15 protein-coding genes are annotated in these 12,964 nt (G+C 68.4%); 3 read left to right on the plus strand and 12 right to left on the minus strand.

Annotated elements, in window-relative coordinates; all coding sequences use genetic code 11:
* Positions 1 to 72: 72 nt before the first annotated feature.
* The 8 genes from ftsA to Q1A87_RS03390 all read right to left on the minus strand — a co-directional run bounded on the left by ftsA (position 73) and on the right by Q1A87_RS03390 (position 8,567).
* Positions 73 to 1,401, minus strand: a complete 1,329-nt coding sequence (ftsA, locus tag Q1A87_RS03355; RefSeq protein WP_299647029.1) for a cell division protein FtsA — start codon at positions 1,399 to 1,401, stop codon at positions 73 to 75.
* Positions 1,398 to 2,294: a cell division protein FtsQ/DivIB gene (locus Q1A87_RS03360; protein ID WP_299647031.1), complete on the minus strand. Its 897-nt coding sequence runs from the start codon at positions 2,292 to 2,294 to the stop codon at positions 1,398 to 1,400. The genes ftsA and Q1A87_RS03360 overlap by 4 nt, the downstream gene beginning before the upstream one ends.
* Positions 2,282 to 3,208 carry a D-alanine--D-alanine ligase gene (locus Q1A87_RS03365; protein WP_299647033.1) on the minus strand — a complete coding sequence of 309 codons (927 nt, stop codon included), beginning with the start codon at positions 3,206 to 3,208 and terminating at the stop codon, positions 2,282 to 2,284. The genes Q1A87_RS03360 and Q1A87_RS03365 overlap by 13 nt, the downstream gene beginning before the upstream one ends.
* Positions 3,209 to 3,280: 72 nt before the next feature.
* Positions 3,281 to 4,204, minus strand: a complete 924-nt coding sequence (murB, locus tag Q1A87_RS03370) for a UDP-N-acetylmuramate dehydrogenase (protein ID WP_299647035.1) — start codon at positions 4,202 to 4,204, stop codon at positions 3,281 to 3,283.
* Positions 4,205 to 4,228: 24 nt separating this feature from the next.
* Positions 4,229 to 5,629: a UDP-N-acetylmuramate--L-alanine ligase gene (gene murC, locus Q1A87_RS03375; RefSeq protein WP_299647037.1), complete on the minus strand. Its 1,401-nt coding sequence runs from the start codon at positions 5,627 to 5,629 to the stop codon at positions 4,229 to 4,231.
* On the minus strand, positions 5,626 to 6,717 hold the full coding sequence (gene murG / locus Q1A87_RS03380) for an undecaprenyldiphospho-muramoylpentapeptide beta-N-acetylglucosaminyltransferase (protein WP_299647039.1): 1,092 nt from the start codon (positions 6,715 to 6,717) through the stop codon (positions 5,626 to 5,628). The genes murC and murG overlap by 4 nt, the downstream gene beginning before the upstream one ends.
* Positions 6,714 to 7,883, minus strand: a complete 1,170-nt coding sequence (locus Q1A87_RS03385; RefSeq protein WP_299647041.1) for a putative peptidoglycan glycosyltransferase FtsW — start codon at positions 7,881 to 7,883, stop codon at positions 6,714 to 6,716. Before Q1A87_RS03385 ends, murG begins: the two co-directional genes overlap by 4 nt.
* A gap of 93 nt (positions 7,884 to 7,976) precedes the next feature.
* Entirely contained in the window at positions 7,977 to 8,567 is a 591-nt protein-coding gene (locus tag Q1A87_RS03390; protein ID WP_299647043.1) for an SCO family protein, read from the minus strand.
* A 305-nt stretch (positions 8,568 to 8,872) separates the two neighbouring features.
* On the opposite strand from Q1A87_RS03390, the gene Q1A87_RS03395 reads away from it, so the two are divergent.
* Entirely contained in the window at positions 8,873 to 9,166 is a 294-nt protein-coding gene (locus Q1A87_RS03395; RefSeq protein ID WP_299647045.1) for a hypothetical protein, read from the plus strand.
* Between the two features lie 236 nt (positions 9,167 to 9,402).
* On the opposite strand, the gene rpe is transcribed toward Q1A87_RS03395, so the two are convergent.
* Both rpe and Q1A87_RS03405 read right to left on the minus strand, forming a co-directional pair.
* On the minus strand, positions 9,403 to 10,146 hold the full coding sequence (gene rpe / locus Q1A87_RS03400) for a ribulose-phosphate 3-epimerase (RefSeq protein ID WP_299647047.1): 744 nt from the start codon (positions 10,144 to 10,146) through the stop codon (positions 9,403 to 9,405).
* 29 nt (positions 10,147 to 10,175) lie between these two features.
* Positions 10,176 to 10,745: a 5-formyltetrahydrofolate cyclo-ligase gene (locus Q1A87_RS03405; protein WP_299647049.1), complete on the minus strand. Its 570-nt coding sequence runs from the start codon at positions 10,743 to 10,745 to the stop codon at positions 10,176 to 10,178.
* Here Q1A87_RS03405 and Q1A87_RS03410 point away from each other — a divergent pair.
* Entirely contained in the window at positions 10,744 to 11,346 is a 603-nt protein-coding gene (locus tag Q1A87_RS03410; protein ID WP_299647051.1) for a VOC family protein, read from the plus strand. The two genes, Q1A87_RS03405 and Q1A87_RS03410, sit on opposite strands and share 2 nt — an antisense overlap.
* 38 nt (positions 11,347 to 11,384) lie before the next feature.
* Complete coding sequence (locus Q1A87_RS03415) at positions 11,385 to 11,738, plus strand: metallopeptidase family protein (RefSeq protein WP_299647053.1); 354 nt, start codon at positions 11,385 to 11,387, stop codon at positions 11,736 to 11,738.
* Between the two features lie 103 nt (positions 11,739 to 11,841).
* Here the strand turns inward: Q1A87_RS03415 and Q1A87_RS03420 are convergent, their stop codons facing one another.
* Together Q1A87_RS03420 and fdxA are read right to left on the minus strand one after the other, a co-directional pair.
* A complete protein-coding gene (locus Q1A87_RS03420) occupies positions 11,842 to 12,354 on the minus strand; it encodes a CarD family transcriptional regulator (RefSeq protein WP_299647055.1) in 513 nt (170 codons plus the stop codon).
* Positions 12,355 to 12,578: 224 nt separating this feature from the next.
* The gene (fdxA, locus tag Q1A87_RS03425; protein WP_299647057.1) at positions 12,579 to 12,914 is read right to left on the minus strand and encodes a ferredoxin FdxA; all 336 of its coding nucleotides are present in this window, start codon (positions 12,912 to 12,914) and stop codon (positions 12,579 to 12,581) included.
* Between the last annotated feature and the right edge of the window lie 50 nt (positions 12,915 to 12,964).

Below are 12,964 nucleotides of genomic sequence, written 5' to 3' on the forward strand. Positions count from 1 at the left end.
TAACGGCTTTGCGCCAAGCCGTCATCATAAAAACGACGCCTTGCGCCGATTGCGGCGAAAATACGGCGGCGCTCACCAATTGTCCCGGAACCACCGCAGCGCGCGGGACAGCGAGCGGCCGGACGTGTATTGCGGCGCGGGGTCGAAATCCCAGAACTCGTCCTGCGGCTCCGCGCCCTGCATGCAGAGGCCGACCGCCGCAGCGAAGGCCGGACCCTTGGCCGCTTCGGGCAAACCGTGCACGCGGAGCGGACGTCCGAGCCGGACCTGACTGCCGAGGATGCGCTGCGCCATCTGGTCGAGCCCGGGCAACTGCGAGGCGCCGCCGGTCAGCACGATCCGCTGACTCGGCAACTCGCCGAAGCCGGCAGCGTCGAGCGCCGTGCGGACCTCCACGAGGATTTCCTCCACGCGGGGCCGGATGATGCCGATCAGCTCCGTCCGCGTGACCTCCCGCCGGTCGTGGTGCCAGTCGCCGGTATCGCCCTCCAGCGAGATCATCTCGCGATCGTCGACGCCGGTCGCGTGCACGCCGCCGTAGCGCGTCTTGATCGTCTCCGCCGCAACCGACGGAATCCGCAGGCCCTGGCTGATGTCGGAGGTCACCTGCGCGCCGCCGAAGGGCACCGTCTCGGCATAGACCATGTGCTTGCGCATCCAGATCGAGATCCCGGTCGTGCCGCCGCCCATGTCGATGCAGGCCGCACCGAGCTCCTTCTCGTCCTCGACCAGCGCGCTCGTCGCCGCCGCGTAGGACGCGTTGGCGAGCCCGGCGAGCTCCAGGTCGCAGCGATGGATGCAGGTCAGCAGGCTCTCGATCGCGTGCGCGTCAACCGAAAGAAGATGCATGTCGGCGCGCAGCATCTCGCCGGTCTGGCCGCGCGGGTCGCGCAGGGTCGTGCGGTGGTCGATGCCGAAATTGACCGGCTGGGCGTGCAGGACCTCCCGCCCGGCCCCGAGATCGGGCGTGTCGATCGAGGAGAGAACCCGGCCCACGTCGTGCACGGTGCAGGGCCCCGCCTCGAGCATCACCTCGCCCGAGAGCGGGAACGAGGCGGGCCGCCCGCCGGAGAAGCAGGCGATCACATGATCGACGCGCATGTTCGCCATCCGTTGCGCGCCCTGCACCGCGGTGCGGATCGCGCGCTCCGTCTCGGGCATGGCGTCGACCTCGCCCTGCCTTATTCCGCGCGAGCGGGTCGTGGCCGCGCCGATCACGCGGAAGTTCGACTGCCCCGCCATGTGGCCCACGCCCTCGCCCTGCGGCGTGTTCTCCTCGAAGCGCAGGACGAGGCAGGAGGTCTTGAACGTTCCCACGTCGAGGATGGCGACGACGCCGCGCTGGAGCGCGGCCTGACGGGTGCGGCGCATCGCCCGCTGGGCTCGGAACAATCGGCTCATTCTTTCCTCTCGGCGTAGGACAGGCGTTCGAGATCCCGGATCTGGCGAAGCTCCGTGCGGGCAGGCTCCGAAAGCCGCAGGACAGGGCGGTGCGGCAGCCGCAGGTCGACCACCGTCACGTCGCGGTTCAGCACGTCCTTCGCCGCATGCATGGCCAGCGCCCGGTCGAGCGCGGCGGCGGGGGCTTCTTCCGGCAGGGCGATGCGCCGGTCGCCGGTCAGGATCACGTCCCAGCGCCGGTTGCCGACCCGGGTGAGGCCCACGAGCCGATCGGCGATGGGCGCCGCCGCCTCGATCAGCGCCAGCGCCTCGGGCACCTGCCGGTCCGCGCCCTCCCCCGCGATCAGCGGCAGCGATCCGACCTCCGAAAGATCGTCCAGCGTGGCGACGCGATGACCCGTCGCGTCGAGCAGCTCCACCGCGCGCGGCCGCCGCCACGCAACCGCCGGATCGCGCTCCGTCACCTTCAGGAGCAGGACGCCCCCGGTGCGGATGCGGACCTCCGCCGTCTCGACCGGATCGAGATCGAGCAACAGGGCGCGCAGGTTCTCGATGTCGAGCTGGAACTGCGACAATGGCAGGTCGATCGGCAGCGCCTCCTCGATGTCGGAGCGCAACTCCTCGGAGGCGCCCTCGACCTGCAGTTCGGAGACCACGAATTCGGGGCGGTTCTGCACCTCCTTCACGAAGGCGCTCCACCCGTCGAGGATGGCCGCGACGCGGGCGTCGTCGTTGATGTACCAGGTGAAGACCGCGACCACGGTCAGGCTCGGGATGCCCGTCCGGATCAGCGACCGGAAGAGCGGCGTGAGCCAGAGGCGCTCCCAGCGGTAGCGCCATCTCGACGGCGCCGGATCGGCGCGTTCGGCTGCCGGCACCTTCACCGATCGCACGATGCGTCCTCCACGAGTTCCGCGCAGAGTTCCGCGAAGGAGATCCCGCAATGGGCGGCCTGTTCGGGCGCGTGCGAGGTCGGCGTCATGCCGGGCTGCGTGTTCGTCTCGAGCAGGATCAGGCCTTCGAGACCGCGGCTCTCGTCCCAGCGGAAGTCCGAACGGCTGATCGAGCGGCAGCCGAGGGCGCGATGGGCGCGGACCGCGTAGTCGTGGCAGGCCGCCGTGATCTCCGTCGGCATGTCGGCCGGTATGGTGTGCCGGCTGCCCCCGAGCTCGTACTTCGCGGCGTAGTCGTACTCGCCGTCGAAATGGATGTCGGTGATCGCGAGTGCGCGCTCCGCGCCCGGCGCGCCGAGCACGGTGCAGGTGAGCTCGCGGCCGGGTGCGTAGGTCTCGACCATCACCTCGGCGGGCATCGTGTCGGCGAGCCGCGGCGGCGCGTTCGCCCCCTCCCGCACGATGTAGATGCCGACGGAGGAGCCCTCGGCGTTGGGCTTCACGACATAGGGCGGCGGCAGGACGTGCGCGGCGACGGCCTCGGCCTTCGGGACGATCCGGCTTTCCACGACCGGAAGACCCGCGGCCCGGAACACCGCCTTGGCGCGGGTCTTGTCCATCGCGGCGGCGGAGGCCAGCACGCCGGAATGCGTAAAGGGCAGGTCCAGCCATTCGAGCAGGCCCTGCACGCAGCCGTCCTCGCCCCAGCGTCCGTGCAGCGCGTTGAAGACCACGTCCGGCGCCACGGCCCGAAGCCGCTCCACCAGGTCGTCGCCCGCGTCGACCTCGGTCACGCGGTAGCCCGCTGCGCGCAACGCATCCGCACAGCCGCGTCCCGACGAGAGGCTGACCTCACGCTCCGACGATCGACCGCCCATGAGGACGGCGACATGCTTGGGTGTCCTGCCCGACATACCCGTTCCTGCGCCTCGTGCCCGGAGCGTTTCGCCCGGGCCTTCTCGTTGTTCCCCGGCCTCTGACGGGCCTTACGGGGCGACGGGTTCTCCGACCCGCATGATTTCCCACTCTAGCGTCAATCCGCTCTCTACGAAAACCCTTTTCCGGACATCCTCGCCCAGGCCCTCCAGATCGGCGGCCGTGGCGTTGTCCCGATTGACCAGAAAGTTGGGATGCTTCGGCGACATGACCGCGCCGCCCCGGACCGCGCCGCGCAGGCCGGCGTCGTCGATCAGCTTCCAGGCCTTCAGATCGTGCACGTCGTCGTCGCGGCCCGTGCTGCTGTAGCCGGCCGGGTTGCGGAACGTGCTCCCGGCGGTACGGTCCTTCGTAGGCTGCGTCTCGTCGCGGTGGGCGAGTTGCTCGGCCATGCGGGCTTCCAGCTTGGCCGGATCTCCGGGATTGGCGCGGAAGGTGGCGGAGGTGATGATGTGTCCGTCCGGCAGGTCCGAGAACCGGTAGCCGAAGTTCAGATCGGCCGCCGGGATCACCACGGCGTCGCCCTCGCGCGTCACGGCCTGGATCTCGAGGAGGTGGTCGGCGGTGTAGCGCCCGTAGCAGCCCGCGTTCATCCGCACCGCCCCGCCGATCGTACCGGGGATCGTGCGCAGGAAGGTGAGGTCGAGCCCGGCCGTCGCCGCCACCCGCGCGACATGCGCGTCGAGCGCGGCCGCCCCGGCCTCGACGGTGTTGATGCCCGTCTCGATCCGGTTGAACCCGCGGCCGAGCCGGACGACCACGGCCCGGAGCCCCCCGTCCCGTACGATCAGGTTCGAGCCGACACCCATCGGGAAGACAGCGACCTCCGGGTCGAGCGCCGCGAGGAAGTCGCGCAGGTCGTCGAGATCGGCCGGCTGGAACAGCGCATCCGCCGGGCCGCCCACGCGCAGCCAGGTGAGGTCCGCCAGCGAACGGTTCGGTGTGAGCATGCCGCGGACGGGCGGATAGGGCATTCGTTGCGTGTCCACGCGACCGGGTCAGGCCGCCAAGCGCGCGGGCAACGCGTTGGCCCAGGCCGAGATCGTGCCCGCGCCGAGGCAGACGACGATGTCGCCCTGCCGCGCCTGCTCGCGCACAAGCCGCTCCAGATCGGCCTCGTCGGTCACGGCGCGGGCATGGCGATGGCCGGTGCGGATGAGGCCCGCGACCAGATCGTCGCGGCCGGCACCCGGGATGGGGTCCTCGCCCGCCGCGTAGACCTCGGAGATGCCCACAACGTCGGCCTCGTTGAAGCAGCCGCAGAACTCGTCGAAGAGCGTGTGCAGCCGCGAATAGCGGTGCGGCTGGTGCACGGCGATGACGCGCCCGGTATCGCCGATGGATTGCCGCGCGGCCTTGAGGACGGCGGCGATCTCGACCGGGTGGTGGCCGTAATCGTCGATGATCGGCACGCCGTTCCATTCGCCCACGCGCGTGAAGCGCCGGTTGACCCCGCCGAACCCGTCGAGCCCGTCGCGGATCACGTCCCGGGGCACGCCGAGCTCCCGCGCGACCGCCACGGCGGCGAGCGCGTTCGAGACGTTGTGGTCTCCGGGCATCGGCAGGCGGCAACCTTCGATGAGCTGGTCCTCGCCCTGCAGCTGGATGTCGAACCAGGCGGAGCCTGCTTCGTAGCGCAGGTTGATCGCGCGCACGTCGGCCTGCGCGTTGAAGCCGAAGGTGACGACGCGGCGGTCGGTGACGCGGCCGACCAGGGCGCGCACCTCCGGATGATCGGTGCAGCAGATGGCGAGCCCGTAGAACGGGATGTTCGACACGAAGTCGGTGAAGCCCTGGCGCAGCCGCTCGATCGTGCCCCAATGCTCCATGTGCTCGGGATCGATGTTGGTGACGATGGCGATCGTGGCCGGCAGACGGTTGAAGGTGCCGTCGCTCTCGTCGGCCTCCACCACCATCCATTCGCCCGCACCCATCCGCGCGTTCGAGCCGTAGGCGTGTATGATGCCGCCGTTGATCACCGTCGGGTCGAGCGCGCCGGCGTCGAGGAGGGCGGCCACCATCGTGGTCGTCGTGGTCTTGCCATGCGTGCCGGCGACCGCGACGTTGGACTTCATCCGCATGAGCTCCGCCAGCATCTCCGCCCGCCGCACGATCGGCATGCCGCGCGCACGCGCGGCGTCGAGCTCCGCATTGCCCGGCTTGATCGCAGAGGAGATGACGACAACCTCCGCGCCGTCCAGGTTCTCCGCCGACTGGCTCGTGAAGATGCGTGCGCCGAGCCGGGCCAGCCGCTCGGTGATGGGCGAGGCCTTCAGGTCCGAGCCCTGCACCATGTAGCCGTAGGACATCAGCACTTCGGCGATGCCCGACATGCCGATGCCGCCGATGCCGACGAAATGCACGGGGCCCATCTGCTGGGGCAGCTTGGTGGGGTTCATGCGGCCTCCTTCGAGACGTATTCGGCCAGATCGGCAAGGCGCGCGGCCGCGTCGGGTCTGGCGACGGAGAGGGCGGCGCGGCTCATCTGCAGCGCGCCGTCGGGGTTGGTGAGGATGAGCTCGGCCTGCGCGGCGAGACTCTCGGGATTGAGCCTGCGCTCGGGGATCAGGATCGCGGCCCCTGCCTCGGACAACGCGCGGGCATTCGCCGTCTGCTCGTCACGGATGGCGCTGGCCAGCGGGATCAGGATCGAGGGGCGGCCGATCACGCTGAGATCCGCAACGGTGGACGCGCCGGAGCGGGCGATGACGAGTTGCGCGTCGGCCATGCGGCGGGGCACGTCGTCGAAGAAGGGGCGGATGTCGGCGCTGATCCCGGCCTCCTCGTAGAAGGCGGCGACCCGGTCATGATCCTCCGGCCGAGCCTGGTGCGCCACGCGGATTTGCGAACGGATGGCCTCGGGCAGGCGCGAGATCGCCTCGGGCACGACGTCGGACAGGACGCGCGCGCCCTGCGAGCCGCCCATCACGAGGACGCTCATCGGATAGTCGCCGGGGGTGATGTAGGGCGCGGCGGCGCGCGCGAGGATCGCGCCGCGCACCGGGTTGCCGACATGCAGCGCCTCGACCCCCTCGGGCAACTCGGTCGGCCACGTCCCGCAGGCGACCGCGTTCACGCGGGTCGCGAAGATCTGGTTCACCCGGCCCAGCACGCCGTTCTGCTCGTGCAGGATTCGCGGCAGCTTCAGCATCACCGCTGCCGCCATCGCCGGGATGGCCGGGTAGCCGCCGAAGCCCGCGACCAGCGCCGGCCGGTCGCGCCTGAACGCCGCCAGCGCCCGCAGCGTCCCGCCCGTCAATGTCACGGGCACCCGCGCCTTCGCCACGATCCCGCCCCGTGCGAAGGTCGCCGAAGGGACGACGCCCACCTCCACCTCGTCGGTAAAACCGCCGGCATAGCGTGCGCCGCGGTCGTCGGTCACGAGCTTCACGCGCCAGCCACGCGCGAGCATCTCCTCGGCAAGCGCCTGTGCGGGAAACATGTGCCCGCCGGTCCCCCCGGCGGCAATGACGAGGAGTGATGTCATCGGTATCCGTTCGACAGCAGGTGATCCCCGATCTCTGACTGGGGCCGCGTCCGGGTGAAGCAGAGAAGCATCCCCGTCAACACTCCCATCGCGATGAGCGAGGACCCGCCGTAGCTGACGAACGGAAGCGTCATGCCCTTGGCCGGCAGCAGCCGGACTGCGACGCCCAGATTGATGAAGGCCTGGCTGGCGAGCAGCACGGTGAGCCCCGTTCCGGCGAGCCGGATGAACAGGTCCCGCTCGGCGCAGAGCCGCATGAGACAGCGCGCGGCGACGAAGCCGAAGAGCCCGACGATGCAGAGCACCATGACGAGACCGTATTCCTCGGCGGCGACGGCGATGATGAAGTCGGTATGCGCGTCGGGCAGGATCCACTTCACCCGCCCCTCGTTGACCCCGGTGCCGAGGAAGCCGCCCTCGCGGATCGCGTCGATCGCGTAGCCCATCTGCGTGCGCGGATCGACCTCGGGCGACAGGAACCCGTCGATGCGGCGGGCGAAGTGCTCGGAATTGTGGTAGGCCAGGACGCCGACGCCCCCGACTGCCGCGACGACGCCGGTGAGCAGCAGGATCGGCGCGCCGGCAACGAAGTAGATCGCCGACCAAGCCACCACGGTCAGCATGGCCTGTCCGAAATCGGGCTGCAGCGCGAGGAACGCGATGACGAAGACGAGGATCGCGAAGCTGATCGCCCGGCCCGGGGGCCCGTCGGGTTCCGCCGCCGAGGCCATGAGCCAGGCGCACATGACGACGAAGACCGGCTTAAGGAACTCCGAGGGCTGCAGCGCGGCGAAGCCCAGCGAATACCACCGCGTCGCACCCTTGCCGAAATCGGTGCCGAGGATCGGCAGGAGCATCAGCGCGACGGCGGCGAGGAAGAACCCGATCACGCCGAGTCGACGGATCGTCTGCGGCGACAACATCGACGTCACCAGCATCACCGCGAAGGCCATCCCTCCGAACAGCGCCTGTCGGTAAACGTAGTGGAAGGGTGGAAGGTTGTTGCGTTCCGCAAGCGGCACGCTCGCCGCGAAACCGAGGAGAAGGCCGATTGCGAAGAGCAGGACAAGGGCGCCGAGCACACCCTTGTCGAGCGTCCGCCACCAACGGGACACGATGGCCTCGCCCGGAAGGACGACGACCGCGCCATGCGCGATTTCTGTCATTTATCCGCCTGTAACTGTACTGCCCGCCCGGTTTTCCGGGTCTGATGAGATTAGCCTAGCGCAGCTTCGCGCTTGTGGCCAGCGTTTTACCGCCTATTGCAACACGCTCGCGATCTTGGCCTTGGCAGAGTCGGGATCCTCACCATACGAAATCAGATTCGCGACCCGGCCCTCCGCGTCGAGCACGAAGACCGAAGCGAAATGGTCGAGCGTGTAGTCGCCTTCGCCCAGTGGACGTTTCTGCCAATAGACGCGCCAGCTCCGCGCCATGTCCCAGACCGCCTCCGGCTCGCCCGTAATGCCGGTGATGCGGTCCGATTGCGGCGCGAGATAGTTCCGCAGGTACTCGACCGTGTCGCGTTCGGGATCAACGGTGACGAAGTAGGCGCCGACGTCCTCGGGAGCCGCGCCGAGGTCGTCGAGCCACGTCTCCATCTCGTAGACGGTCGTCGGACAGACCTCGGGGCAATGCGTGAAGCCGAAGAACAGAAGGCTCGGCCGTCCGGTAAAGGCCGCCTCGGTGATCGGCGCGCCGTCCTGATCGACCAGCTCGAACGGTGCGCCGAGCTCGGCGGCGACGACGGGCGACGCCCGGTCCTCCAGCACGAGACGCAGCGCGATACCCGCCGCGAGCGCAAGGATCGCGACGATGGCGGCGAAGAGGATCGTTCGGCTACGGGTCATCGGCCTGTCCTTTCGGGGCGGGCGGTTCTCGTCCCGCCGGATGCCTGCCACCGACGTCCAGAAAGTTCAAACCCGCGGAAACCACAATTCGGTGACGTCCGGCGAAAGCAACGAACACAGCGCGTCGACCCGAGCCGGTCCATCGCCGTCCGATGCCCACGACAGGCCGTGCGTCTTGTCCGGACGATAAAGGCATACGCGGCATCCGCTTAAAATTGACGGTAAGAATGACGTGACGAACCGAGGGGGGATCGGCCAATAACCTGCTCGAGCGACTCGATGGGTCATCAGCAGAAAGCGAAACGATGCGAGAACAGGATCTGGAGGTCGAAGTTCTGGAAGCGCTCCATGCCGGGCCGGAAGGCTACCGTGCGCTTATCCGCGACATCGCCTCGTCCTATCCCGAATACCCGGCCGAACATCTCGTCGCTGCCCTGACCCGCGTGGCGCAGCACATGGACGCGCTGATCCACAACGCCGGCCACCCGACCAACGAGGCGCGACGCGCACGCAGGCTGGCCCGGAACCTTTCGGAATACATCGCCCGCGTCCCGAACAAGGACACGACGGTCACCGTCGGCGATCTGACGACGCTTTAGCGCACCGAAACCACAGAGACGACGGGGCGAAGCCCCGGCCATAGCCGCGGCGAAGCCCGCGCCAGACGCAACGGTCAAAGACCACAACATATGGGGGGCAGAATGCACCTTACCCGACACACCGCCAGCCGGACACCCACGCGCAGCGAGAGCCTGCTTCTGGTGACGCTGCTCATCGCCACCGCCGCGACCGTCGTGCCGATCGGGCCCGCGGTGCGATCGCAGCCGTCCGACGGCTATCTGGAACTCTCTTCCCCCTGCGGCGAAGCCTGCACCGATGTGTCGGGCATGCCCGCCGTCCCGGACGCGCGGATCGCTTCGATCTGGCGGCCATAGGCGGACGGCGCCGACGCGCTGCCGCCGTGGAAGATCGCCGAACCGGCCACGAGGATGTCGGCCCCCGCCGCCGTCGCGAGAGGCGCGGTCAGGGCATCGATGCCGCCATCGACCTCGAGATGGATCGGGCGATCCCCGATCATGTACCGCAGCGTGCGGACCTTCTCGAGCTGCGTGTGCAGGAAACGCTGTCCGCCGAAACCCGGATTGACCGTCATGACGAGGATCAGGTCGACATCCTCCAGAAGCGGCGCAACGGCCCCGACCGGCGTTCCCGGGTTGAGGGCAAGCCCCGCCTTCGCGCCGCCCGCGCGGATCGCCTGAAGCGTTCGGTGGATATGCGGCCCGGCCTCGACATGGGCGGTCAGGATATCGGCGCCGCTCTCGAGGAACGCATCGAGGAGCGGGTCGACCGGTGCGATCATCAGATGCACGTCCATCACCCCCGAGACATGCGGGCGGAGCGCCTTGCACATCGCCGGGCCGAAGGTGATGTTCGGCACGAAATGGCCGTCCATCACGTCGACATGCACCCAGTCCGCGCCCTGCGCCTCCACGGCCCGGCATTCCGCGCCGAAATCGGCGAAGTCGCCGGCGAGGATCGACGGGGCGATCTTCAGGCTTCGATCGAAGGGGCGGGTCATCGTGGCCTCCGGCGGGACGTGACCGCGCTCTACACGTGCGTCGCGGCGCCGAAAACCCCCGCTTCCGTCACGATCAGCGGGAGTTCCATATCGTGCTTCCCGCGCGGCACGCGGTCCAGCCGCTGCGCCTCCAGTGCGAAGCCGATCACCGACGCCTCTCGCAACCCGGCCAGCGTCCGGTCGTAGAAGCCGCCCCCGTAACCGAGCCGTCCGCCCGCATCGTCGAACCCGACCATCGGGACGATCAGCACGTCCGGCACGCGCCATCCCCCCTCGACCGGGACCATGACCCCGAACGAGCCTTTCTCGAGCGGGCAACCCGGCCACCATTCGCGGAACCGCAGCGGCGCCCCCTTGGCAGTCACGATCGGCACGCAGATGCAATTGTCCTTCGCGAGCACGCGCATCGTCCCGAGCGGACTTGCCTCCGACCCGATCGGCAAATAGGCCGCGATCGTCCGCCCCCGCAGGCCGTGCAGTTGCGCGTAGAGCCGCGTGGCCGCCGCCGCCCGCGCCCGTTCGCCCGCGCCGTCGCGCGCGCGAAGGCAGGCTGCGCGCGATTGCGCCTTCAACGCGGTCAGATTATCGTCGTCCCCCATGATCGTCTTTGACCATCTCGCCGTCTCCGCCGCAACGCTGGAGGTGGGCATCGACCATGTCGACCGCGCACTCGGCCATCGTATGGGACCGGGAGGCCAGCACGCGCAAATGGGCACGCACAATCGGCTCAGCGGCTTGGGCAGGAGCGAGTATCTCGAGGTGATCGCGATCGATTCCGACGCGCCGCCGCCGGGCCGCCCGCGATGGTTCGACCTCGACCGCAGGTCCGGGCCGCCCCGGATCGGGAACTGGATCGTCCGGACCGACGATCTCGACGCGCTGCTGCGCCGCTACCCCGAGGCAGGCATACCGATAACGTTTACGCGGGGCGCGTATCGCTGGCGAATGGCTGTGCCTGACGACGGCATCCTGCCCTATGACGGCTGCTTTCCGGCCCTGATCGAGTGGCTGAGCCCCCCGCCCGTCTTCGCGGACGAAGGCCTGCGGCTGATCGCCCTGACCCTTCAGCATCCGGAGGCCGACGCGCTCGCCGGAATCCTCTCGGAGCTGCTCGACGATCCGCGCGTCGGCGTCGAGCCCGGCCCGACCCGGATCACCGCGGCCATCGACACGCCGCGGGGACTTCGGACCTTGACGTGACCGATTGCGTGGCCCCCAGTGTCGAACGGATTCAGGAAATGGCCGAAACGACGCGCAAGACGCTTCCTGTGCCCTTCGCGGGTGCCGCCGCGGAGGTAAGGATCGTCGTCGAGGATTGGCCGGCCGATGCGCTGCTCGAAGAGATGGAGATCACGGATGCCTACGACCTGACCGGACTCTACGAAGGCGTCCCCCTGACGGAACGCTCGGCCGATTGGCCGGAGCCTCCCTCGACGGTCACGCTGTTCCGTCGCCCGATCCTCGACGAATGGGCGGCGCGGGGCGACGTCACCCTGGACGCCCTCGTATCGCACGTGGTCGTCCACGAATTCGCGCACCATTTCGGCTGGTCCGACGATGAGATCGCGCGGATCGACCGGTGGTGGGACTGAGGTTGCGATACGATGTTCGCGCCACACCTGCCGGAACGCAGAAGGGCGCCGGCTAGGGCGCCCCGTTCGCAGTCTTGATTCGGGTTGGGTGTTACCTTCCGACTCAGGCAGCGGCGCGCGACATCAGGATTTCATCCACGGCCCTCAGCGCCCCGACCTCGTCCATGTCGTTCACCGCGGCGAGCTCGCGGGTCAGCCGGTCGAGGGCGGCTTCGTAGAGCTGCCGCTCGGAATAGGATTGCTCGCGCTGCTCGTCGTTGCGATGCAGGTCGCGTACGACTTCCGCGATGGCGATCAGGTCGCCGGAATTGATCTTGGCCTCGTATTCCTGCGCCCGGCGGGACCACATCGCGCGCTTCACGCGGGCCTTGCCCTTGAGGGTCGCCATCGCCTTGGTCACGACATCGGGCGACGACAGCGAGCGCATGCCAACGTCCTGCGCCTTGTTGGTCGGAACCCGCAGCGTCATCTTGTCTTTCGCGAAGGAAATGACGAACAATTCCAGTTCCAGCCCCGCGACCGACTGCTTCTCGATGGACAGGATCTGACCCACGCCGTGGGCCGGATAGACGACGTAGTCGTTGGGGCGAAACTCGGATTTCTTGGACATGGGCATCCTCTCGTCATGTAGTGCCGCTATCGGACGGCGGCACGAATGGACGACACCGGACCGGGTCCGGGTCGACCAACTGTCACATCTGAACTCGATCGCGCATTCAACCGAAAGTGGCGGATCACGCGAGGGTCAACCCCGCGATTGCGACAAGCATATCATAAAAATCGTATGCGGGAAAGTGTCACCAACACTGACCCACAGGCGCCGCGTTCACGTTCGCAGGATCAGCCGCCCTCGCCCGGCGCCTCGGAGAACATCTCCATCTTCCCTTCCTTGCCGTCCATTTCCTCGGCATCGGGAAGCGGGTCCTTCTTGGTGATGATGACCGGCCAGATCTCGGAATACTTGCGGTTGAACTCCACCCACTTCTCCGTGTCAGGCTCGGTATCCGGACGGATCGCGTCGGCCGGGCATTCGGGCTCGCAGACGCCGCAATCGATGCATTCGTCGGGATGGATCACCAGCATGTTCTCGCCCTCGTAGAAGCAGTCCACGGGACAGACTTCGACGCAGTCGGTATACTTGCAGGCGATGCAGGCGTCGTTGACGATGTAGGTCATGGCCGTTGTCCTTCCGAACGAGTCCGTGGGGCGATCTAGACCCGGCATGG

The sequence above is a fragment of the uncultured Jannaschia sp. genome (assembly GCF_947494055.1).
Classification (GTDB): domain Bacteria; phylum Pseudomonadota; class Alphaproteobacteria; order Rhodobacterales; family Rhodobacteraceae; genus Jannaschia.